Origin of the sequence: Trebonia kvetii, from assembly GCF_007827045.1 — a bacterium.
Lineage (GTDB): Bacteria > Actinomycetota > Actinomycetes > Streptosporangiales > Streptosporangiaceae > Trebonia > Trebonia kvetii.
Map to the genome: position 1 here is coordinate 1182872 of NZ_RPFW01000002.1, position 21127 is coordinate 1203998.

The 21127-nt window shown below is 66.8% G+C and carries 23 protein-coding genes and 1 pseudogene; 12 read left to right on the top strand and 12 right to left on the bottom strand.

All coding sequences use genetic code 11. The features are described from left to right. Positions 1 to 75: 75 nt before the first annotated feature. Positions 76 to 639 (bottom strand): hypothetical protein, encoded by a 564-nt coding sequence (locus EAS64_RS14145; RefSeq protein ID WP_145853343.1) that lies wholly within the window; start codon positions 637 to 639, stop codon positions 76 to 78. A gap of 148 nt (positions 640 to 787) precedes the next feature. Here EAS64_RS14145 and EAS64_RS14150 point away from each other — a divergent pair, with 148 nt between their 5' ends. After that, positions 788 to 2098, top strand: coding sequence for a beta-propeller fold lactonase family protein (locus tag EAS64_RS14150; protein ID WP_187365908.1), 1311 nt, complete (start codon positions 788 to 790; stop codon positions 2096 to 2098). A 48-nt stretch (positions 2099 to 2146) separates the two neighbouring features. Here EAS64_RS14150 and EAS64_RS14155 read toward each other — a convergent pair whose 3' ends face one another. Next, entirely contained in the window at positions 2147 to 3838 is a 1692-nt protein-coding gene (locus EAS64_RS14155) for a serine hydrolase (RefSeq protein ID WP_145853345.1), read from the bottom strand. Between the two features lie 117 nt (positions 3839 to 3955). Beyond that, a complete protein-coding gene (locus tag EAS64_RS14160) occupies positions 3956 to 4534 on the bottom strand; it encodes a DinB family protein (protein WP_222849296.1) in 579 nt (192 codons plus the stop codon). Positions 4535 to 4628: 94 nt separating this feature from the next. On the opposite strand from EAS64_RS14160, the gene EAS64_RS14165 reads away from it, so the two are divergent. Together EAS64_RS14165 and EAS64_RS43560 are read left to right on the top strand one after the other, a co-directional pair. Further along, complete coding sequence (locus EAS64_RS14165; RefSeq protein ID WP_145853346.1) at positions 4629 to 5081, top strand: hypothetical protein; 453 nt, start codon at positions 4629 to 4631, stop codon at positions 5079 to 5081. Positions 5082 to 5155: 74 nt separating this feature from the next. Continuing rightward, positions 5156 to 5788 carry a hypothetical protein gene (locus EAS64_RS43560; protein WP_187365909.1) on the top strand — a complete coding sequence of 211 codons (633 nt, stop codon included), beginning with the start codon at positions 5156 to 5158 and terminating at the stop codon, positions 5786 to 5788. 281 nt (positions 5789 to 6069) lie between these two features. Here the strand turns inward: EAS64_RS43560 and EAS64_RS14175 are convergent, their stop codons facing one another. The 5 genes from EAS64_RS14175 to EAS64_RS14195 all read right to left on the bottom strand — a co-directional run bounded on the left by EAS64_RS14175 (position 6070) and on the right by EAS64_RS14195 (position 8782). Further along, entirely contained in the window at positions 6070 to 6519 is a 450-nt protein-coding gene (locus tag EAS64_RS14175) for an SRPBCC family protein (protein ID WP_145853348.1), read from the bottom strand. Position 6520: 1 nt separating this feature from the next. Beyond that, positions 6521 to 7003, bottom strand: a complete 483-nt coding sequence (locus EAS64_RS14180; protein ID WP_145853349.1) for an SRPBCC family protein — start codon at positions 7001 to 7003, stop codon at positions 6521 to 6523. Beyond that, a complete protein-coding gene (locus EAS64_RS14185; RefSeq protein ID WP_187365910.1) occupies positions 7003 to 7332 on the bottom strand; it encodes an ArsR/SmtB family transcription factor in 330 nt (109 codons plus the stop codon). The genes EAS64_RS14180 and EAS64_RS14185 overlap by 1 nt, the downstream gene beginning before the upstream one ends. 141 nt (positions 7333 to 7473) lie before the next feature. Then, a complete protein-coding gene (locus EAS64_RS14190) occupies positions 7474 to 8130 on the bottom strand; it encodes an N-acyl homoserine lactonase family protein (protein ID WP_187365911.1) in 657 nt (218 codons plus the stop codon). A gap of 91 nt (positions 8131 to 8221) precedes the next feature. Next, positions 8222 to 8782 carry a cob(I)yrinic acid a,c-diamide adenosyltransferase gene (locus EAS64_RS14195; RefSeq protein ID WP_145853351.1) on the bottom strand — a complete coding sequence of 187 codons (561 nt, stop codon included), beginning with the start codon at positions 8780 to 8782 and terminating at the stop codon, positions 8222 to 8224. Positions 8783 to 8941: 159 nt separating this feature from the next. Here EAS64_RS14195 and EAS64_RS14200 point away from each other — a divergent pair, with 159 nt between their 5' ends. The 6 genes and pseudogenes from EAS64_RS14200 to EAS64_RS14225 all read left to right on the top strand — a co-directional run bounded on the left by EAS64_RS14200 (position 8942) and on the right by EAS64_RS14225 (position 14478). Beyond that, positions 8942 to 9316, top strand: a complete 375-nt coding sequence (locus EAS64_RS14200) for a hypothetical protein (RefSeq protein ID WP_145853352.1) — start codon at positions 8942 to 8944, stop codon at positions 9314 to 9316. A 230-nt stretch (positions 9317 to 9546) separates the two neighbouring features. Continuing rightward, positions 9547 to 9756: pseudogene (locus tag EAS64_RS45830) on the top strand (cbb3-type cytochrome c oxidase subunit I); the annotation flags it as partial. 349 nt (positions 9757 to 10105) lie between these two features. After that, positions 10106 to 11413, top strand: a complete 1308-nt coding sequence (locus tag EAS64_RS14210) for an ABC transporter substrate-binding protein (protein WP_246115665.1) — start codon at positions 10106 to 10108, stop codon at positions 11411 to 11413. Between the two features lie 42 nt (positions 11414 to 11455). Further along, on the top strand, positions 11456 to 12397 hold the full coding sequence (locus EAS64_RS14215; protein ID WP_145853354.1) for a carbohydrate ABC transporter permease: 942 nt from the start codon (positions 11456 to 11458) through the stop codon (positions 12395 to 12397). Between the two features lie 67 nt (positions 12398 to 12464). Continuing rightward, positions 12465 to 13289: a carbohydrate ABC transporter permease gene (locus EAS64_RS14220; RefSeq protein WP_145853355.1), complete on the top strand. Its 825-nt coding sequence runs from the start codon at positions 12465 to 12467 to the stop codon at positions 13287 to 13289. 10 nt (positions 13290 to 13299) lie between these two features. Further along, a complete protein-coding gene (locus EAS64_RS14225; RefSeq protein ID WP_145853356.1) occupies positions 13300 to 14478 on the top strand; it encodes an ABC transporter ATP-binding protein in 1179 nt (392 codons plus the stop codon). A gap of 249 nt (positions 14479 to 14727) precedes the next feature. On the opposite strand, the gene EAS64_RS14230 is transcribed toward EAS64_RS14225, so the two are convergent. Beyond that, a protein-coding gene (locus EAS64_RS14230; RefSeq protein WP_439333592.1) for an IS3 family transposase occupies positions 14728 to 15890 on the bottom strand; the annotation gives its coding sequence in 2 pieces (ribosomal slippage) (positions 14728 to 15602 and positions 15602 to 15890; 1164 coding nt in all). Between the two features lie 899 nt (positions 15891 to 16789). Between EAS64_RS14230 and EAS64_RS14235 the strand changes: the two genes are divergently transcribed. Then, positions 16790 to 17089, top strand: a complete 300-nt coding sequence (locus EAS64_RS14235) for a hypothetical protein (RefSeq protein ID WP_145853357.1) — start codon at positions 16790 to 16792, stop codon at positions 17087 to 17089. Between the two features lie 464 nt (positions 17090 to 17553). Next, positions 17554 to 18582: a hypothetical protein gene (locus tag EAS64_RS14240; protein WP_222849297.1), complete on the top strand. Its 1029-nt coding sequence runs from the start codon at positions 17554 to 17556 to the stop codon at positions 18580 to 18582. Between the two features lie 368 nt (positions 18583 to 18950). Here EAS64_RS14240 and EAS64_RS14245 read toward each other — a convergent pair whose 3' ends face one another. The 3 genes from EAS64_RS14245 to EAS64_RS14255 all read right to left on the bottom strand — a co-directional run bounded on the left by EAS64_RS14245 (position 18951) and on the right by EAS64_RS14255 (position 20968). Then, on the bottom strand, positions 18951 to 19625 hold the full coding sequence (locus tag EAS64_RS14245; RefSeq protein ID WP_145853359.1) for a hypothetical protein: 675 nt from the start codon (positions 19623 to 19625) through the stop codon (positions 18951 to 18953). 769 nt (positions 19626 to 20394) lie between these two features. Continuing rightward, positions 20395 to 20631 (bottom strand): hypothetical protein, encoded by a 237-nt coding sequence (locus EAS64_RS14250; RefSeq protein ID WP_145853360.1) that lies wholly within the window; start codon positions 20629 to 20631, stop codon positions 20395 to 20397. A gap of 31 nt (positions 20632 to 20662) precedes the next feature. After that, positions 20663 to 20968, bottom strand: coding sequence for a creatininase family protein (locus EAS64_RS14255; protein WP_342782042.1), 306 nt, complete (start codon positions 20966 to 20968; stop codon positions 20663 to 20665). Between EAS64_RS14255 and EAS64_RS14260 the strand changes: the two genes are divergently transcribed. Further along, positions 20861 to 21112, top strand: coding sequence for a site-specific integrase (locus EAS64_RS14260; protein ID WP_145853361.1), 252 nt, complete (start codon positions 20861 to 20863; stop codon positions 21110 to 21112). The two genes, EAS64_RS14255 and EAS64_RS14260, sit on opposite strands and share 108 nt — an antisense overlap. The last annotated feature ends 15 nt before the right edge of the window (positions 21113 to 21127 follow it).

Consider the following 21127-nt stretch of genomic DNA (forward strand, 5'->3'; position numbering starts at 1 on the left):
GGCGGCACTTCGCACGGTCGATGCGAAATCATATCGTTTTCGGAAAAAGGCGATTCCGTTCATTTCACTCGCCCATCAGCACATCGAGGCGGGATGCGTGGTCGGAAGCGACCAGGCGGCAAGTACCGCCTTCGGGAAGAACCGCAATTCCACGCAGATGCCGGGCATGCCGCCAAGCGATGCCTGCCAGGTACCCGCGCCCACCCTCTTGAAGAGGCCGGTGTCGCCGCCGTCCTGAAAGTTCACCTGGACAGCCTGGGAAGCCTTGCTTGACGTCTCGTAACTGGCCATCGCCCAGTAGGTTTTCGTGGCCTTGTCGTAGCCGTAGTAGACGCTGTCCGGCTTGCTGCCTGCCACATCGGAGGCCGGGATGTGCTTCATGGCCACGTATGCCTGCAGCAGGGCGCTTCGCACCGCGGCGGTTGCCATCAGGTTCTGGACTCCGCCTGACGACTTCCCCTTGATGGCAGGCGACGCATGGCCAGCCGGCCGGCTGACGACAGCCGCGGAGGTGGACAGCTGACTAGCGACGGGCGCCGCCGAGTGGTGTCCCGAGATAGCGTCGCATCCGGTCGCTGCGCCTATTACCAGCAAGCCAAGCACCGCCGCCACCACGGGAGCGACGCGGACCGCATGCATTGTGCCTCCATCGCGGGTCATGTCATCGGTTGCGCGCATGCCCTCGTGGGATTATGGGGTGGTGGCCCTACGGCTGGGGAAGCAACCGTCGGCACCGGTCCGTTCACGTGCGGGAGCGATGACGGCGCCGCTGCCGTACGATGCCGGCATGCGGCCGGCTCTGATGAAGGCGGGGACTGCGGCGGCGTGTGCCGTCACCGTGGGGATCATCGGCGCGGGATGCGGTTCCGGTTCCCCGCATCCGTCCACGCCGGCCGGCGCCGGCCCGTCCGCCTTTGCGCGAACCGGCTCGCCCACGGCGCCGCCGCTGCCAACCCGGTCCCTGGCGTCGCCCGCGTGCAGCACCGTGACGGCGCCCTCCGCCGACCTGACGCGCGTGCGAAGCGCGATGCTCCCGGTCCAGGGACACCCGTTCGGCGTCGCGGCCACGCCAGACGGGCGCTGGGCCTTCGTCGCCGAGCCTGGCGGCATCGACGTCCTCCGCTCGGGCCGATCTCTGGCGCCGGCGATCGTGCGCACAATCCCGGTGACCGGCCTTCCGCTCGGCCTGACCATCACCGCCGACGGCAAGTACCTGCTGGCCGCGAACGGCAACGGCGCCTCGGTAATCAGCGTGGCCCGCGCCGAACGGGGCACAGCCGGAGCCATGCTCGGCACGCTCACCGCTAGCGGCGGCGCGCCCAACGGCGGCGACCCGGTCGACGGCAGCGCGATCGAGGCGGCGGTCTCACCCGACGGCCAGTTCGCCTTCGTCACGCTCGAATACGCCGACAAGGCGGTCGTCTTCAACTTCGGAAGAGCGCTGCGCGACGGCTTCGGTCCCGCGGACTACGTGGGCGCCATCCCGCTTGGCCAGGCGGCGGTCGGCATGGCGATCTCCCCTGACGGCCGCTGGCTGTATGCGACAAGCGAGCTTGGACGCCCGCCGGGGAATTCCGCGGTGCGGGCAGGCGCACTGTCGCGGCCGGGCACGCTGACCGTGATCGACCTGCGCAAGGCGGAGACCAGCCCCGCGTCGTCGGTCGTCGCCACGGTGGACGCGGGCTGCCAGCCCGTCCGGGTGATCACCTCGGCGGACGGCACGCAAGTATGGGTGACGGCCCGGGCCAGCGACGACCTGCTGTGCTTCTCCGCCGCCCGCCTTGCCGCCGACCCCGCGCACGCCCTGGTCGCGGTCGTCCGGGTAGGTGAGGCGCCGGTCGGGCTCGCGGCGGTGCGCGGCGGCTCGCTGATCGTCGTCGCCGACTCCAACCGGTTCGGCGCGAGCGGGGCGACGGCCGACTTGGATGTGGTTGACGTGGCGGCCGCGTTCTCCGGCGGCAAGGCCGTCGTCGGGCACATCGCGTCCGGGGCCTTCCCGCGCGAGATGGCCCTGCTCCCCGGCGGCACGCTGCTTGTGTCTAACTACGGCTCGGGCAGACTCCAGGCCGTCGACGTGCCGACCATCCCGCTCGGCTAAGCCCGCAACTGCCTTGCTCAGCGTCCCGTTCACCTCGCCCGGGCTGGGCTAGCTCGCATCCCTGGGAAGGAAGATCCCCAACGGTTGCGCGACGAGGCGCGTCACCCCGCCGCTGTCGTCGAGTTCGAACTCCGCCGTGATGGCGGGCTGGTCCTTGACGCCGAACCGCAGGCCGCCGATGGGCTCCAAGTCGAGGGGCGGGCTGCCAGGCGCGGTGATGGTGAGCGTGCGCTCGCTGCGCAGCCCGACCACGACCTCGATCGGACCCATGGCATAGGCGCCGCACAGCCGGGCCAGGACCTCGGGGCCCTGCTCGTCCGGGCGCTTGTCGAAGCGCAGCGGTTCGACAAGCGCCTCGAACGGGACGGTCAGGGCGTTGACGTAGCCGTCGGGGCCGGACAGGAACGTGAGCGGGTAGATCGCCGGCTGGTCGCCCGCCTCGCTCCAGGCGAGGTCGAACGTGTCGTAGTGGCGGTGGGCCAGGCTCAGGTCCATGGTGCCGAGTGATGGTTTAAGCACGCCCCCGTTCGGCGTGATAGTGAGGATCCCGTAGCCCGGGTGCTCGTACTCGCCCGCGTAGTCGGACAGCGGGTGGGCCGGCGGCGCCCCGGCGACGACCCGGCGGGCGGCCTTGGCCTCGCGGGCCCCGGCCATCGCCGCGTCGAAGCGCGGCTTGAGGTAACCGAACACGTCCACCGGCTCGGCGCCGAGCAGCTCGTCGAGCACCCGGCAGGCGACGGTCCAGTGCATCATGGCGGCCGAGGTGTTCGTCAGCACCACCACGCCGACGCCGTCGTCCGGCAGCAGCATACAGTGCGTCGTGAAGCCGTCGATGCCGCCGTCGTGCATGGCGAGGGTGTGCTCACGGTACCGGCCGTTCAGCCAGCCCAGGCCGTACGCGTACGCGCTGAGACCGGGCACCTCCCCGAAGCCAGGTATCAGCATGTGCGGCGTGAGCTGACGTTTCGCCGTGGCGGGTGACATCACCGTCGCGCCGTCGAGCTGCCCGCCGCCCAGCTGGGCCAGCAGCCATCGGGCCATGTCCGCCGCGCTTGAGTTGATGGCGCCCGCGGGCGCGATCGCCGGCAGCGGCCGCTGCGGCACGCGCACCATGACGCCCTCCTGGCGCGTGTAGGCGGTGGCGTGGTCGTCGTCGGCGAGCATCTCGTCCACGGACAGGTTCGTGCGGCGCATGCCCAGCGGCTCGAGCAGCCTGCCGCGCACGAAGTCCTCCCACGGCACGCCGGTCAGCGCCTCCACCACGTAGCCCGCGGCCACGTACCCGAGGTTGCAGTACTGGAACTGCTGGCGCAGGTCCTTGCTCAGCGGCAGGAACCGCAGGGCGCGGACGATCTCCGCGCGGGACCGGTCAGGCTGGCCGACCCAGGTCAGGTCGTGCCGTGGCAGCCCGGAGCGGTGCGACAGCAGGTCGACGATCGTCAGGCGGTCGCTCACGACGGGATCGTGCAGCCGGATCTCCGGCACGTAATCCCGCAGTGGCCGGTCCCAGTCAAGCAGCCCCTCATCGACGAGGGCGCCAATGGTGGTCGCGGTGAACGCCTTCGTCGTGGACCCGATGGCGAACAGCGTGTCCTTGGTGACGGGCAGCGCGGCTTCCCTGTCGCGCAGCCCCCACCCGCTGACCAGCTCGACCTGGCCGTTGCGGACGGCGGCGACCGCGCACCCGGGAACCTCCCACGCGGCAAGCTGATCAGCGATGAACCGGTCGATGCTTTCCACGCCAGCTCCCAGGGGGTCGGGCTATCGCGGTCTACTGCAACTCACCCTATGGGCTCGCCGGATGCCCGCTCAACGGGATTCCGCTCGCCGACGGCGCCTGGGTCGGTCGCCGGGCCCTCAGCGTCCGCCAAGCCTGATCTTGCCGTCGAGCAGCTCGCGGGCGATCTCCAGGTGGCCGGAGTGCGCGGCGGTCTCCTCGATCACATGCAGGACGATCCAGCGGACGTTCGTGATCTGGCTGGTGTACTCCGGGTCATGATGAAAGCCGAGGCCGCGCGGCGCCGCCGACAGCGGGGTGACGGCGAGGACCGCATCGGACCGCCTGCACTCGTCGCGGTAGTTGGCCATGAGGTCGGCGCTGGGCAGTGCGCAGGTGAAGGCGGCCTCGGGATCGTATCCGCCCTCTTCGTCCTCCCCCGCTTCCGCGTCCGCCGACTGTTCCTCCGCGATGCCCGTGACGACGCGCTGGAGCCAGTGCTGCTCGACCCCGCCGAGGTGCCAGAGCATGCCAGCCACGGTCCAGCCGGACGGCACGACCGGCTTCTGCCAGGCGTCCTCGGGCAACCCCTCGACGACCTTCAGCACCGCGTCGCGCTGGTCCTGCAAGAAGCTCAGGAGAATGCGCGAATCGGGGTCTGCGTTGACGCCGCCCGGCGCCTGCTGTGCCATCGATGCAGTGCCCTCGGTGTCGGCCATGCACGCCGCCTTCCTGGTTGGTTCGTCACATTTAACGACGACGGGCGCCGCGAAACTCATCGCCGGCATACGTTTGGAGTCAAACGATTTGTCGGTGGCTGAAGGGGCGGCGTGGTGCCCAAACTGCTGCTGGCACTACTCGTTCAGTGACGTCTGGGTTGAACCGCATCCGTTCCGGTCGGGTGGCCCGACGCTGTGGTTCGGCGGGCAGCGGATGCACCCGGCGTTGCTGCGGCGCCTGGTCCGCTGGGGAAGCGGCTTCAACCCGCTGGGCACCCCCTCGGCCGACGACCTGGCCGCGTTGCGGGACGGGCTGATCGCGGCCGGCCGCTCCTTGGGAAGCATCGAAATGATCGGCGGAATCCGTGGGCGGTTCCCCGCGCCGGACGCCGTCGCCGACCTGGACGAGGCGCTTTCCTCGCTGCCGGGACAGCTGGCGGCCGGATTCGGGACCATCTGCTTCAAGCCGTCCATGTACATCGACGACGCCAGGGAAGTCGGGGCGCTGTGCCGCCTGCTGGTACGCCGGGTGGCGGAGATCGCGTAGCCGGGAACCGTGGCAGCACTTCGCTCCGTCCTAGCTGTGATAGCGAACCAAGGTAACGGCCAGGAGGATGTTCGATGCGACGCATGCGCATGACCACGGCTGCCATCATCCTGACCGCCCTAGCCGCGGCCACCGCGGGCTGCGGCAGCTCCGCCGCGGCGGGCGCGCCGCCCACGGTGCGCCCGTCCACCACAGCCTCGGGGGCCACTGTCTCGCCCGCCGCGGTCTCGCCGGCCGCCGTCTCGCCCGCCGCCGCCTCGCCGGGCGATATCTACGCGCAAGTCCTGCGCAGGTACCTTGGCACGCCGGCGGAGAACTCCTTCCCCGGCAAGACCTTCAAGACGGTCTACGTGCTGAACCAGGCTTATGCGGATGCGGCGGACCCCAACGGCAAGCACCGGCATGGAGAGCCTCTCGCGCCCGAGACGCAGCGCCAGGTGACTGCCGCACTGGCCGGAATGGCGCATATCATCTTTATCGCCGACCGGGGATCCGTGATCGAGGCCAAAGGCGGCTGCGGGCAGGTTAAGAACGGCGGAATCTTGATCACTCTCGGCCCGCCGGTCGACCACGCCAGCGAAATGCGAGTCGGCATCAACGGTTTCGTCGCATGCCTCGGTGCGACCTGGCTTACCTATGTGCTGCAGGAGCAGCCCGGCACCGGCTGGCGTGTAACAGGCACGACTGGATCGATGGCGATCTCTTAAGTCCTGGTCCGGCTTCCGCGCCACCATGACAGCGCCGCGACGTTAACCAATACCAGTGCTCCAACGGGAACAAGGAACAGGGCGGCGTCGAGAACGCTGTGTTGCAGGCTCAGACGCCCTTCGTGCGCGACCACGGGAAACCAGCTAGCTGGCACAAGCAGCAGATTAGCGAGCGCGATCCAGCCCATGGCTTGTCTCGACCGCTCCCGCCGTCCCCGGTCGCTTGGTTCGTCCTGACTTCCGGGATATCGGGGCAGGTTCATGGGTTGATATTCGCACGCCTAGCCCTTTTCGATCAGTCGCTTGAGCGCCGCCATGTTTTCTGGCATCTCCTTGCGGGCCTCACGGCGGACCATGAGCGGTACCAGGATCTTGCCGATGCCGTAACCGGTGAAGTCGACGCTGATGGTCAGCCGGGAGCGCGACCCGGTTACCGGCTCGACCAGGACATCGACAGCTGCCCGGATCGGGCCGTCCGTGCCGCGCACGCCCCACGTCTTAGGCGGGTCGAAGCGTACAAGCTCCGACGTGGACGAGCGGTCCGAGCCGCCAATGCGCCGGACCATGACGCACTTCGCCCCCAAGGCCGGCGGCTGGGTGCCGTCCGCGCTGTCCATGCGCCCGCCAACCACACCCTTCTGCCACTCCCTGAACCGGGCCGGTTCGGTGGCGACGGCGAAGACCTCGGCAGCTGGCCGGTCGATTTCAGCGCTGGTGATGATCGGCGACATTTCAGTCATCCGCTTTCAGCAGTGCGGCGTAGCGGTCCAGGTACAGCGGCCAGCCTTCCGGCCCGTCCACGCCGTCAGTGACTGCCGCCCAGCCGGGGCCGTGCCGGTCGAGGTGCCGGTGCTCCAGCTCCACCCGCGTGCGGGCCGGCGACTCGGCGTAGAACCGCACCTCGACCTCGCTGGTCCGGGCCTGGTCGCTCTCGATCGTCCACTGCGGGCTGATATCCCAGCTGAACACCACCCGGTCCGGCGGTTCATAGGCCAGAATCCGCGCCCACCGGCACTCGCGCCCGTCCGCTGCCCGGTCCACGATGCCGCCGCCGATCCACGGCTCGAATACCGTCTCGGCAACCGGCACCCCCAGCATGCTGTGCTCGGGCGGCTTGAAGTCCCCGAACCGGTCAGTGAACACCCTGAAAGCACGTTCGATCGGCGCGTCCACCACGACCTGCTTGCGGACCGCCACGTCCCCCGTCTGGGCCATCACGTCTCCTTATCCGGCTTATCCGGCGCTCCCACGGCATCGGCGTACCCGGCCAGCGCCCGCTGCCAGTAGGTGTCAAGTTGATCCCGCAGCGCGGCCAACGCGACGGGGTTGAGTCGATAGATCCGCCGCGTCCCGGCCGCAACGTCCTCTACGAGGCCGGCGTCCTTGAGAATTTTCAGATGCTGGGACACCGCCGACCGGCTTACCGGTAGCCCGGCCGCCAGCTCCCCGACTGCCTGGGGGCCGTCTGCCAGGCATGCCACGATCGCGCGGCGCGTGCCGTCGGCCAGCGCCCCCCATTGGTCAGTTTCTCGGTTAGTACTCACTAACCGTTAGTCTTCACTAACCGAATCGGCGTGTCAAGCCTGTGACTACCAGGGCCGGGTCCCGCCGGCGGCTTTGCGGAAGCCGGCCCTCACCCGCAGCCACTAACAGGCCAGTGATCGCTGAGCTGGCGGGAACCGCCGTTACCCGTGCACTACGTCCGTGTGGTGGCAGAAGTGAACGCGGCCCGGGCGCAGCGCCCGCAGCCGGGTCACCGAGGCGTGCCAGGCGTCCTCGTCGGCGGCCTGGCCGGGTGGGAGCTGGCCGGGCTCGGGCCAATACTGGCGTGGCGTGTAGGCAGCGTCGCCGATCAGCAGGTCCGGCGCGCCGTCCTCGCCTGCGACCAGCACCGACTGGTGGCCGGAGGTGTGCCCGGGGGTGGCGATGACCGACAGCCCTGGCCGGATCCCGGCGTCGCCGTCCAGCAGTTCAAAGCTGGCGTTCTGGAAGTCGAACCAGTCATAGATCGTGGGCGACTCGCGCCGGCACCGGTCAAGCTCGGCCCGCTGCACGTAAAAGGCCGCGTGCTTGAACACCGCGTTCTGCCCGCAGTGGTCGAAATGCAGGTGCGTGTTGATGACCAGGTCGATGTCGCCGGGGACCAGGCCGAGGCCGGCCAGGGCGTCCGCGGCGGTGATGTTGACCACCTCCCAGTCGCGGATCACGTCCGGCGGCCCGCCGACCCCGGTGTCGACCAGGGCGGCCCCGCCCGGGTAGGTAACCACGAACCCGTGCACCGGCCACGCATCGGCGCCGCCGGGTGTCGCTCCTAGGTGCAGCCGCTTGACCTCTAGTGACACCGCTTGTTGCCCCTTTCCTCGCCTGCACGCCGGCGCTTTCGGGCAGTTCTCGGGGTTGATGTTCCCCCGATGTGCCCTGCTCGCGTCAACGTTAGCTTCGACTGGCCTCGGCGCTCCACACCACATCCGCGGTGCCGATCGCGTGGTTCGCGTATCGGGCAGCGACGAATAGCAGGTCTGCCAAGCGGTTGAGGTACGCGGGCACGACCGGGACGACATCCTCAACCCTGCCCAGCGAAGTCACCCGGCGTTCTGCTCGCCGGCAGACCCCTCTGGCGACATGCAACGCGGCTGCAGCGGCTGAGCCGCCGGGCAGGAGGAAGTTCCGCAGTTCCGGCAGCTCCAGCTCAAGGGTGTCAATAGCGGCTTCCACCTCCGCCACGTCGCCTTCGTCCAGCCTGGGCAGCGCGCTGCCGCTACCTGTCCGATCAGGTGCCATGAGTTCACTACCCACGATAAACAGGCGCCCCTGCGCATGGCGCAAGACGTTGTCCAGCTCGGCGGGCAGATTGAGCGCCGTCGCCGCCCCGATCGCAGCGTTCGCTTCATCCACTGCGCCGATAGCTTCCATGCGCGCATGATCCTTGCTCAGCCGCCGCCCGCCCCAGATGGTCGTCTGACCGGAGTCGCCCTTGCGTGTATAGACCTTCATCCTTGCCCCTAACAAGAGCCGTAATCCCTCATGGACCCGGTGCCCAGTCTCCTCCTGAGGTTGACTTCCAGAAAGGGGCGGTGGTCCTGCTCTAGCCCGGAGTCCTGCTGCGCTAAATTCCGTTGCTGATGCGGGCGCTAGGTGGTCGAATGTGCCCTTATGGCAGTCATTCGCACGTCCTCAACGACGTATGAAGCCGCCGATGGCAGTGAGCTGCCCATACTGAAACGCCGCGCCTATATCTCCTGGGATGAGATGGAATTCGGCGCGCCGGGCATCAATCCCAAACGGCCCTACGGCAACTCGGACGTTTTCGCCGATATCGCGGAGATCCTGGAGGTGCCGGACGGGGAGTGGATGGACGCTTACGAGGAGCTGAGCCCCGATGCCGAGTGGCGGTTTCTGCGGCTGCACGTCGAGACTGCGGTCGTGCTCCAGATCGGGCTGGCTACGGGGGAGTTCCGTCCCGGACGGTACGTGCGGGGGAACGACCGGGATAGGACTTGGCAGCGTGACGAGGTGCAAAGTTTCTAGGGTGCGTCGCGGGGACGTGTGGTGGGGGTCAGCCGGCCTGTAGGCCGGGTCTTGTGCCGAGGTGTGCCTGACCTGTGCAGACACATTCGGAATACCCTTTAACCTGCGGCTGAGATCTCGGCAGTTCTCATTGCATCTGGACGTCTATCGCACTGGTGTGCCCCCGATGTGCCCCGGCAGGTCATGCGTCGTTCGTTGTCGTCCAGTCGTTCGGCCAGGGTCAAGATGCCGTCTTCACCTGGAACGCGCTGCTCACCTCGATCCTGGTCCTGCTTGCCTTCCCGGTGCTCAGCGTGGCGCTGCTGGTCTTGATCGCCGACCGGCGACTGCAAGCCCACGTCTTCTCGGCCAACAGCGGCGGCGCCATGCTCTGGCAGCACCTGTTCTGGTTCTTCAGCCATCCCGAGGTGCACATCCTGGCGCTGCCGTTCTTCGGCATCGGTCCGGCAAGAAGGTCGAGGAAGACCCGTGGGGCTACTGCTCCTCGCTCGAGTGGGCGACCTCCTGCCCGCCGCCGCGGCCGCTCCGAGCGTCCGCTTTCGACCTGCACTACCGCTACATCCAACCGGACCGCCGGCCGGACGGTGGGAGCGGTCTGCTGGGCGGTCTCTGCGTACAAGACCTTGACGCGAGATTAACTTGGAGTGACGATCTAGTAACCAATTGTGCTCGCTGTAGCTACTGAGCGCTTTCGAGAGGTTACTCTGCGCGCAAAATGGGGAGACGTCTCAGTCACCTGCTGGCTGGGACGCCGCAGGTGAACCACAACGAAGTGGGGGGTGGTCGGACATGGACGTCCACCGCGACGGACGGCTCTCATGGATGCGCGGCCGGAGCCTCCGGCGGCGCGCGGCGGTGATCTCCGCCTCCGTGCTGCTTGCCGGCGCCCTGGCAGCGTGTTCGTCGGCCTCAGCCGCGAACGCCCCGGTCAGGCTGAACTACTGGAGTTTCCCCGACAACTCCGGCGCGATCCAGCAGGCGGTCGACACCTGCGGCGCGGCGTCGGGCGGCAAGTACACGATCAGCTACAACAAGCTGCCGACGGACGCGGACAGTCAGCGCCAGCAACTGGTGCGCCGCCTGGCCGCCCACGACAGCTCGATGGACATCCTCGGGCTGGACGTGACCTGGGAAGCGGAGACCGCGCAGGCGGGCTGGATCGAGCCGTGGACGGGGGCGAACAAGGCGGCGGCCGTGAAGGACACGCTACCGACGATGCTGCAGACGGCGACGTGGAACGGCCAGCTCTACGCGGTGCCCTACAACACCAACACCCAGCTGTTGTGGTACCGCTCCGACCTGGTGCCCACGCCGCCGACCACCTGGGCACAGATGATCGCCGATGCCACGCAACTGGCCAAGGAAGGCAAGCCGCATTACATCGAGATCCAGGGTGCCCAGTACGAGGGCGCCACGGTGTGGTTCAATTCCCTGGTCGCCAGCGCGGGCGGCAGCATCTTGAACGCCAGCGGCACCGCGCCGTCGCTCGGCGCGCCGGCGTTGAAGGCGCTGCAGACCATGTCCACGCTCGCGAACTCGCCCGCCGTGGACCCGTCGCTGGGCGTGCAGCAGGAAGACCAGAACCGGCTGGCGATGGAGGGCGGCTCCGCCGCCTTCGAGCTGAACTACCCGTTCGTCTATCCCTCAATGCAGATGGACAACCCGCAGCTGTTCAAGCACTTCAAGTGGGCGCTGTACCCGCGGGTCTACCCGAACATGCCGTCGCACGTAACGATCGGCGGCATCGACCTGGCGGTCAGCAGTTACTCCACCCATCCCGCGCTGGCGGAGCAGGCCATCCTATGCCTGCGCGACAGATCCAACCAGATCCTCGCCGCGGTCAAGGGCGGCCTGCCGCCGACGCTGATGTCCCTGTACAGCAACCCGTCGTTCATCAAGGCATACCCCTTCGCCGCGGCGATCAAGGCGGCGCTGCTGTCGGCGTCGGTGCGGCCGAAGACTCCCTTCTACCAGAACGTCTCGATAGTGATCTCGCACGCCGTGTCGCCGGCGAACGGCATCAATCCCACCTCCACCCTGGGGCAGATCAGAGGCGGCATCAACAACGCGCTCTCCGACAAGGGCCTGGTCCCGTGAGGCCTGCCCGAGCCGGACGGCGAGCAGAAAAGAGGTGACCGCATGACCACGGTTGCTCCCACGCAGGCGCCAGGCGAGCTCACCCGGGAAGAGCGCCGACGGCTGTCCGAGGCTACCCGCGCAGAGCGGCGCTTCGGGTGGTCGCTATGCGCGCCCGCGGTGATCGTGATGGCGGCAGTCGCGTTCTATCCGATCGGCTACGCCGTCTATCTGTCCCTGCAGCGGTACGACCTGCGGTTCCCGCAGCAAACCCACTTCGTGGGCCTAGCGAACTACGGCACCGTGCTGACCAGCGGCGTCTGGTGGAATGCGTTCTTCGTCACCCTGGTCATCATGGTCGTGTCGGTCGCGGTCGAGCTCGTGCTCGGCATGGGGCTCGCCATGCTGCTGTACTACACCCCGATCTGGCGGGGACTGGTCCGCACGTGCATCCTGCTGCCGTACGGGATCGTCACCGTGGCCGCCGCGTACAGCTGGCAGTTCGCCTGGACGCCCGGCGTCGGGTACCTGGCGAACCTGCTACCGGCAGGCAGTGCGCCGCTGACCGGCAAGTGGACGGCGATCGGCATCATCATCCTGGCCGAGATCTGGAAGACCACGCCGTTCATGACCCTGCTGCTGCTGGCCGGCCTCACGCTCGTCCCCGAGGATCTGCTGAAGGCGGCGAAGGTCGACGGGGCCAGCGCGTGGCAGCGGTTCACCCAGATCATGCTGCCGCTGATGAAGCCCGCAATCCTGGTGGCGCTGCTGTTCCGGATGCTCGACGCGTTCCGGATCTTCGACAACATCTTCATCCTCACCAAGGGAAACAACGGCACCGGATCGGTGTCGATCCTCGGCTACGACAACCTGTTCACCGCGCTGAACCTGGGCATCGGCTCGGCGATCTCGGTGCTGATCCTGATCGCGGTGGCGATCATTTCCGTGATCTTCATCTTGGGCTTCGGCACCGCCGCGCCCGGTACCGCATTGGAGCGACGCTGACATGACCGCGGTAGCAGCCCCAACCGCACGCACGGCGCGACGCACCCGGGCGGCCACCCATCCGGCCATGCCGACCGGACGGAAGGTCACCTGGGCGACCGCCAACGTGATCACCATCGCGTGGACGCTGTTCCCGATCTGGTGGCTGATCGCCCTGTCGTTCAAGGACCCGACGACCCTGTCGGACGGGAGCTTCTGGCCGCAGAAGTGGTCCACGGCGAACTACTCGGGGATCTTCCAAGGCTCGGCGTTCGTCCGGCCGCTGATCAACTCGATCGGGATCGGGATCATCTCGACGGTGATCTCGGTCGTGCTCGGCACGATGGCGGCCTATGCCATCGCGCGGCTGAAATTCCCGGGTAAGGGCCTGCTCATCGGGGTGTCGCTGCTGATCGCGATGTTCCCGCTGATCTCGCTGGTCACCCCGCTGTTCAACGTCGAGCGGGTGCTCGGCCTCTTCGACACCTGGCCGGGGCTGATCATCCCGTACCTGGCGTTCTCGCTGCCGCTGACGATCTACACGCTGTCGGCGTTCTTCCGCGAGATCCCCTGGGACCTGGAGAAGGCGGCGAAGATGGACGGGGCGTCGCAACGGCAGATTTTCATGAACGTGATCGCCCCGCTGGCGCTGCCGGGCATTGCCACCACGTCGATCCTCGTGTTCATGTTCTGCTGGAACGAGTTCCTGCTCGCCATCTCGCTGACGTCGACGAACGCGGCGCGCACGGCCCCCGCCGCGATGGGTTTCTTCACCGGCGTTTCCCAGTTCACCTTCCCGATCGGCTCAATCGCGGCGGCCGCGGTCATCATCACGATCCCGATCGTCATCTTCGTCTTGATCTTCCAGCGTCGCATCGTCGCCGGCCTGACGGCCGGCGCGGTCAAGGGATGAGGAGGCAACCATGTCCACCATCTCGCTAGAGCACGTCACCAAGCGGTATCCGGACGGAACCGAGGCGGTCAAGGGCCTGGACTTGAACATCGCCGACGGCGAGTTCATCGTGTTCGTCGGGCCGTCCGGCTGCGGCAAGTCGACGGCACTGAACATGATCGCGGGCCTTGAGGACATCAGCGACGGGGAACTGCGCATGAATCAGAAGGTGGTGAACCAGCTCAGCCCGAAGGACCGCGACATCGCGATGGTCTTCCAGACCTACGCGCTGTACCCACACATGACCGTCCGGCAGAACATGGCATTCCCACTCAAGATGGCGCACATGTCGAACGAAGAAATCGACCGGCGCGTGACCGAGGCCGCCGGATTGCTCGAGCTCAGCGAGCACCTAGACCGCAAGCCGGCCAACCTCTCCGGTGGCCAGCGGCAGCGGGTAGCCATGGGCCGCGCGATCGTCCGCAACCCGCAGGCCTTCCTCATGGACGAGCCGCTGTCCAACCTGGACGCCAAGCTCCGCGTGCAGATGCGGACCACGATCTCCCGGCTGCAGCAGCGGCTGAAGGTGACAACCATCTACGTCACCCACGACCAGACCGAGGCGATGACGCTCGGCGACCGGATCCTGGTGCTGCGGCTCGGCATTAAACAGCAGGTCGGGAGCCCGCAAGAGCTTTACAACTACCCTGCCAACCTGTTCGTGGCCGGCTTCATCGGCTCACCGTCGATGAACTTCATGCCCGGGGAGCTCACCGACGGCACGCTGAAGTGGCCGCTCGGTGACGTTCGGCTGCCGGCCGAGACCTTGCAGCAGCTCGAGCAGGAGAAGGCGCCGCGGGACATCATCGTCGGGATCCGCCCCGAGGACTTCGAAGACGCCGCGCTAGTTGAGGGGCCCAAGCGCGAACAGGGCGCCACGATCACCGTGAAGCCCGACGTGCTGGAGTCGCTGGGCAGCGAAATACTCGCGTACTTCCCGGTACCCAAGCCGAAGGCCGCCCAGATGGACGAACTGCAACGGGTCGCCGCGGAGGTCGGCACCGGCGATGCGCCTGGCTCCGAGAGCGCGTTCGTGGCCCGGCTCAACCCGGCTAGCCGGACGCAGGAGGGCACCGAGTTCACCCTCTGGCTCGACACGCACAAACTCCACCTGTTCGACGCGAAGACTGGCAAGGCATTCGGCCGCTGAAGCTTTGAGCAAGCACTCGCCAAGGCATGTCCGAGCAGGTGCGCTCGGATCGTTGTAGTAGGCATTTTTCAGCATGCCCGCTCCCAACTGCCATTTATGCGGCACGGCTGGCTTTTTCCCATACCGCCGCATAGCTGTCGGCATAGGTTGCGACAGGGTTCCCGCCGAGAGCCGGCGAAGACGCAACGCTGGTGCGTGTGAAGCCGTCTTTGACCTTGCCCCCGTTCGCCGGACACTTCGGGTGTGGGGTCAGGCGCCGTGGTCTGGCGGCCTGAGTCGTGTCTCGAAGTCGGCTGGGCTGAGCATCCCGAGGCTGGAATGCCTTCGCGCGGGGTTATACCAGCATTCTATCCATTCGAATATCGCGTTCGCTAGCTCTTTCCTGGATTTCCATGCCTTCCGGTCAAGAAGTTCTATCTGCATGGTGCCCCAGAACGATTCCATCATCGAGTTGTCGTAGCAGTCCCCGACCGTTCCCATCGAGCCGAGCAGCCCCGCGTCGCGGAGCCTTTTCCCGAAAGCCCAGGACGTGTACTGCGTTCCGTGGTCGGAATGCAGGATCGTTTTGCTTGACTCCGGGCGGCGCCGGAGGATAGCCATGCCGATCGCGTCGATGACCAGCTCCGATTTCTGGCTGACGTCAATTGACCAGCCGATGATCCGTCGCGAGCAGGCGTCCATGACCGCCGCGCAGTACACCTTTCCCTCGGCTGTCGGGTGCTCGGTGATGTCGGTCAGCCAGAGCTGGTCGAGCTCGACGACCGCGAACTGCCGGTGCACCAGGTCTTCCTCGGTCGCGGCGTTGACCAGGTTCTTCCGGCCTTTGCGCCGGTGGACGCCCTGCAGGCCGGCTTCGCGCATCAGCCGGGCGACCCGCTTGCGGTTCACCGTCTCGCCCAGGCCCAGGACCAGCTCGGCGTGCACCCGCGGCCACCCGTAAGTGCCGCGCGATTCCTCGTGAACCGCCGCGATCATCTTCGCAAGCTCCCTGTTCCTCGCGTTTCTCGGCGATTCCGGCTTTCCGAGCCATTCGTAATAGCCGGACGTGGACACGTTCAGTACCCGGCAGGCCGCCGCGACCGGGATTCCGGTATCGGCCAGCTCTCGGACCAGCCGGAAGGTTACTTTGGGAGGACGCTTTCCCTGGCAAAGTAAGCGGCGGCGCGCTTGAGGATGTCGTTTTCCATCTCAAGCTGCCGGTTTTTCCGGCGCAGCTCTGCGATCTCTTTCTTTTCCGCGCTGGTTGGCTTTAGCGGGCTGCTGCTTTCGTCGGCGTCGGCCTGGGCGAGCCAGTTCCGCAGGCACGATTCGCTGATGCCGAGGTCTTTCGCGGTCTTGGCGATCGGTGCGGTGCCCTGGCGGGCGAGCTCGACGGCGCGCTGGCGGAACTCCGGAGGGTGCGGTGCGGGCATGGGGACATCCTTCCTGATGGCCGAGGCCATCTCAGGTCAGGTGTCCGGGAAACGGGGGCAAGCTCATCTTTCCGTAGACGTGCGAGTTGACGATCATCAAGTCGATCACCACCACCGTCGACCTGTACGGCCACCTGGTCCCCGAGGTCGCCGGCCGGGCACGTGACTCCCCTCGACCGTGCATTCGCCCCGCAGCGCTGATGTGCCCCCGAAAACCCACTGAGTCATGTTCCCCCGCAGGTCAGCGGCTTATAAGGGGTGAGCCGGCCTGTAGGCCGCGTTCTGTCACCTGGCTTTCCGTGACCTGGTAACTCTCCCCTAAATGGCGACTGACCTGGGGTTTTGCCTCTCATGGCTTCTCATCAGTTCCCGTGTCTTTTCACGCTCTGGCGGAACTGAGACGGAACTGGAGCGTGGCGCTGCCGATCGATCTGCCGTCCAACTCCTACCGCACGCTCTTCGAACTGAGGTGGGGCTGTCGTCGCTGGGTTATGAGGCATCAGGCATGCGTCTCTGGCTTCTTTCCTAATGAGCGTCGTATTCCTCGTCGCTCGGCTACCGCTCGATGTCCGTGATTCCGCCCCGTTCTGGCGCGGTTGCTGGAGCGCATCTCGAGGCCGGGCACAGCGCACATTCGTCCCTTGCTGCTGATTTGCCCGGTCTGTAAGGTTCTGGCCATGCGATCCTTCCGCGCTCTGCACATGGCCGCAGTATGCGCGTTCGTGGTCCTGCTCGCCGCCGGGTGCGCGAGTGCGCCGCCGACCAGTCCGGGCACCAGCCTTTGGTACTCATGCTGCGCCACTGACGTGGTCACGACGGTGTGGCACCCAGGTCAGCAGGTCCGAATTGCCTGGAGACCGAGTGGGAGCCAGGCTATAGGAGCCCGGATGGTGGCGCCGATGACTCTGACCGTCGTGCTGACTGGCCCGTATCGGACTACCGGCGACCTGAAAGACGCGAACAAAGGCGGACCTGACCGGTCCAGCATCGTTGCCGCCGCGCCGGTCATCAAGCTGTTCGCCGTGCCAGTCAGGTCCCCGGTGTCGGTGGTGACCATCCCGTCCGATGCTGCGCCCGGTTCTTACAACCTATCGATTACCGTTGCCTCTGGGGCAGCCTCATCGAGCGGGGCCAGCGTCATCACTGTCGCCCAGCGAATGGCGCGAAATAACCCTCCAGCCGCTGGGAGTGGTGTTTGACCTGCGCCCCGGACCGCGACCCGAACGCGGGACCTCCCGCTTAGGAGGCTTCGATTGCTAGCTTCCTAAGTACTGTTCTTGCAGCCCAGGGCGTCTGGAAGCATGACCGCGACCCCCCGCGACTCACCGGTATTCCCTTCCTCTACGGGCACGTGGCGGGCACGTCCTGGCCTAACACCTGGACACCGCTCGCGCCGCCGACGTCAAAAGCGATCCGATCCGACTGACTTCATCGCATCGGCGAACGACGTGACAGGCTCCATATGCCGGCTGCACGATGGCTACATGACTTTCTGGGACGGGCGACAGGTGAGGTGGCCACAACGTCCAAATGGGTGGTGATGCACGTTGTACCTGGGATCGCGGCCTTTGTGCTGCTGCTCGCTGGCTGCGGGAGCGTGCAGGGCCACGCCGGCACGGGTGCTGGCTGTGGGCAGCTCACTACCGCTGACGAGAAAGCCGCAGTGTTCTTCGTTAGTTCCCCCGGCGCGACGGGTGCCTGCGGCTATACGTATGCGGGCAAGCCCTCAGGGAGGGTGCTCACGTACCCGCCGTGCACGGAGGTCTGCACCGAGCCGTGGCCGTCCCCGGACGGCCACTACACGCTCGGCGGGCTGACGGTGACGGACACCGCGAGCGGCCATGCGGTCGCCCGGCTGTCCGATGACGCGGCTTACGGCTATGTGTGGGGGTCCGACAGCCGTCATCTGTGCGGCCTGCTCAACGGCCCGGACAGGTCGCTCGTCGCGATGGTGGCCAGCATCGGCGGCCGACCCGAGCAGGTGAAGCTGGCGCCCGTGTTCACCCGCGTGCGGTATTCGGACCTCAATCTGGTCATGTGCGATCCGCGGCATGAACGCGCCGTCCTGCAGACGAGTTACCAGCACGTGACCGCCATAGCAGTGGTGAGCCTCGGTGATGGCGCCATCGTGGCCGAGCATGACTTCCCCGACACGGGCCCGGGATTCCCCGAGCACAGCACCCCCGTAGTCACCGGGGTCGCCGTGTCTCCCGACGGACGCTATCTCGCGGTGCTGCATGCTATCCAGGGGGCACCCGGCTCCCCGGGCCCCCCCTCCTCACCCACGGGGGCAAGCCCGCCGAGCCGGCCCCGCGTCGTGGCGGCCTCGCCTACCGGGGGTCTTCCCCCGCCGATCCCCGCCTACCTAGACCTGTTCGACATCGAGCACCCCGGCCCGCCCATCGCGCGCCTCGCGGGCGCCCTGGACGCAGCCTTCTCCGGCGACGGCACTCTCCTCGCCGAGCGGGTGCCCCAGGCGAACGGGAGCGAAGCGAGCCAGGTCGTGCGCTGGTCCGACCAGCAGGTGATCTGGCACGGCAGCGAGACGCTGTCGGGCGAGGCCAGCGCGCCCGGCGTGCCGGACATCGCCCTGCAGATCTACCAGCCGGGCCAGCCGAGCAACCAGATCGTTCTGATCCGGCCGGACGAGCAGCCCATCCCTGTAGCAGCCGGCCAGCTGACCGTCCCCTGACACCGCCCGCGGTTCGAAGCACACAAGGCAACTTTCCTAGGGACAGCCGCGAGTCTGCTGATCATCGACGACTAGTGACCTCCTCGATGCGAACTAGCGGCAGGTAGGTCTACGTTGGTCATTGCGGTTGACCAGCGGGTCTAAGCGGAGTCATAGAGAGTCACCCCGTGCGGTTGCTGCAGTTTGCTGCTGCACCGCCAGCGGAATTTGACGCTTAATACTGCAACGGCACTTGCAGGGGCTCACGGGGAGGAACGTGAGCCGGGGGGTTGACGCGCCGGCCACGTGTGCCAGGCGCCCATAAACTGTTGGGCGCAAGAGAGGGCACGACCCTCCCCGTAAGAGTCGTGCCCCTCGGTAGGTGAGCGTTAGCCGAAGATTCGGATGTGGCCGCTCGTGATCGGGTAGTTAGTGACCGGGCCCGGTGCGACGCCATGCGCCCAGGAGCCGCCCGAGTTGGCCCCGCCAGCGTGGACGTTAACGAGGATGTTCAGCCCCGCGAGGCCGGCCGGTGCCGTGTTCGGGATGGTGAAGGTGAAGGCGGCGCTGTGGTACTTGACGCTGGCCCAAGTGACCGGTGCCCGGTAGTTGAGCACTGAGTACGCCGAGCCGACCGGCATGCTGAAGGTCAGCGCCGCGTTGTTGCTGTCGGTTGCGGTGCCCTGTACTGAGCCGTTTGAGCCGATCGAGCCGTGCCCGGTGACCGAGTAAGGCGAATTGTTGTACTTGATGGTGAACTTCACCCTGTTCCAGTTGACCGAACCCTCGATACCCCACGTGTACTGGGTGCCGTAGGCCCCGGTGCCCGAGAACCGCGTAGAGTGGTTCGACGTCGCCGTGAGCGAGGTGACGTTCAGCGAGTGCTGGTAGTCAGTGCCGTTGGCGTTGAAGGTGATCGCGTTCGCACCGGAGATGTTCCAGACGTTGGTGCCCGAGGCGGCATAGGTGAAGTTCGTGTAGACCACCGAGCCGTGGAAGTGGCCCTTCGGAATCGCGACGAAACTCGCGTACTGGAGCGGGTTAGCTAGCGCTACGCTGCCCACTGCTACCTGGACGGTCTTGTGTTTCAGCGGGACCGCGCTCGCGCCGCCAGCCGTAGCGACGGCGGTGCCTCCTACTGCGAGTGCTAGTGCTCCACTTGTTAGTAGTGCCCTGAGCCTCATGGTCTCCCCCTCTGTCCGCTAGTAGACGACCTTTGGCCGGCGCGTTGCCAGCCGATGGCTTGCTGGCCTGATAGCCGGCTTTGCCGGTGCCAGCCACGTGACGTTCCTGGTCCGTGAGACGCAAGAACCGCAGCACGGACCCCTGCAGTGCCGTGTATCTAGCGCCACCTGGCTACTCCTCACCGGTCGCCGATGTTGCCCCCTTCACTTGCTCGATCCGGACGATGCCCGCCGTGCCGATTCGGGATGAACATGCACGCGAGACCGAGAGTTCGGTGACCTGTTCCGAGCGCGCGCTTGCTGCCCTGGCTGAGAAGGGGTAGCGGGCCGGCTGGCGAATCCCCGCCTGAGCCGACTGCGCGTTCATTCCGGCCCCGCCCGCCCTGCCCTGCGCCTACCTGCGGCGCAGTACCGAATCGGCGCCCCCAAGCGTCTCCGGCGGACTGTCTAAAGCAAACACCCTGTGACTGGTGGTGTGCAAGAGGTTAGAGAGACTGCATCTCGGCGTGCCGACCTGCGGCAACCGGCTCAGCCGCTGTGTCGCCAGCACGGTGCCCACGTGCGGCCCGTGGCACAGACTGATCCCGGTGGGACGTCAACTACGTCGACGGGAAGCCATACCAGCGTCCGGACAGAGCGTGGCGACTCTTCACGGCGCCGGCTCGTCCCCGCTGGCCAAGCTCGCGGTTCCGCTGCGGTTAACCTCGTGCGCCATCTTGGCCGTGGCGTCGGTCTGGCCGAGTACGTACCGGTCGAAGAAGTCCACGGTAACCCTGGCGACGAGCCGCTCTACCGGGTTCGTTCCCGAGTACGGTTCCATGTGCGTCGCTCCGAACAGGTCCAAGTAGAACCGGGCATCCTCATGGTCGGCGCTGTAGAGCTGCATACTTGTCCAGGGCGGGTTGCCGGTGTCAGCGCTACTCCAGGGCCTGGAGGACGTCGGCGAAGCTGCGCACGAGTGATGCTAGTGCGACTTTGCCCTTGTCAGCTGAGCCCAACGATGGGCGACCGATGACGCCCGACCGTGTGTAGGCGGCCGTGCTGTTGATCAACAGGTGCTGTCTGTCATTGGCGGTCCAGTCCGCCGACTCGTAGCCGTCTCGGACGAGCTCGGGATGAGCGTGCAGCAGGATGGACGACGGGACGGCGGCAAGTGCGAGGAAGCGTGCGCCGACCCGGCGCACTGCCTGCTCAAGGGAACGAGGTTTCACGACCTCCGCCACTTCTATGCTTCAACGCTGATCGCGGCGAATGTCAACCCCAAGGTGATACAGGCCCCTGACGCCGAAGACCTCGGCCGGGGAGCCATCGACGCGATTTTCGCGGCAACTCCGACGGAACAGGGACGGAACCGGGAGACCAGCTGATGGCTTGTCTGGAGC

Bases quoted from the DNA above. Each gene is read 5' to 3' on its own strand.
- EAS64_RS14145 (WP_145853343.1), bottom strand. From the start codon at position 639: ATGCATGCGGTCCGCGTCGCTCCCGTGGTGGCGGCGGTGCTTGGCTTG.
- EAS64_RS14235 (WP_145853357.1), top strand. From the start codon at position 16,790: ATGACTCTGACCGTCGTGCTGACTGGCCCGTATCGGACTACCGGCGAC.
- EAS64_RS14160 (WP_222849296.1), bottom strand. From the start codon at position 4,534: ATGGCCGACACCGAGGGCACTGCATCGATGGCACAGCAGGCGCCGGGC.
- EAS64_RS14250 (WP_145853360.1), bottom strand. From the start codon at position 20,631: ATGCAGCTCTACAGCGCCGACCATGAGGATGCCCGGTTCTACTTGGAC.
- EAS64_RS14180 (WP_145853349.1), bottom strand. From the start codon at position 7,003: ATGGCCCAGACGGGGGACGTGGCGGTCCGCAAGCAGGTCGTGGTGGAC.
- EAS64_RS43560 (WP_187365909.1), top strand. From the start codon at position 5,156: ATGCGACGCATGCGCATGACCACGGCTGCCATCATCCTGACCGCCCTA.
- EAS64_RS14210 (WP_246115665.1), top strand. From the start codon at position 10,106: ATGGACGTCCACCGCGACGGACGGCTCTCATGGATGCGCGGCCGGAGC.
- EAS64_RS14215 (WP_145853354.1), top strand. From the start codon at position 11,456: ATGACCACGGTTGCTCCCACGCAGGCGCCAGGCGAGCTCACCCGGGAA.
- EAS64_RS14175 (WP_145853348.1), bottom strand. From the start codon at position 6,519: ATGTCGCCGATCATCACCAGCGCTGAAATCGACCGGCCAGCTGCCGAG.
- EAS64_RS14200 (WP_145853352.1), top strand. From the start codon at position 8,942: ATGGCAGTCATTCGCACGTCCTCAACGACGTATGAAGCCGCCGATGGC.
- EAS64_RS14220 (WP_145853355.1), top strand. From the start codon at position 12,465: ATGCCGACCGGACGGAAGGTCACCTGGGCGACCGCCAACGTGATCACC.
- EAS64_RS14150 (WP_187365908.1), top strand. From the start codon at position 788: ATGCGGCCGGCTCTGATGAAGGCGGGGACTGCGGCGGCGTGTGCCGTC.
- EAS64_RS14260 (WP_145853361.1), top strand. From the start codon at position 20,861: ATGAGCGTGCAGCAGGATGGACGACGGGACGGCGGCAAGTGCGAGGAA.
- EAS64_RS14225 (WP_145853356.1), top strand. From the start codon at position 13,300: ATGTCCACCATCTCGCTAGAGCACGTCACCAAGCGGTATCCGGACGGA.
- EAS64_RS14195 (WP_145853351.1), bottom strand. From the start codon at position 8,782: ATGAAGGTCTATACACGCAAGGGCGACTCCGGTCAGACGACCATCTGG.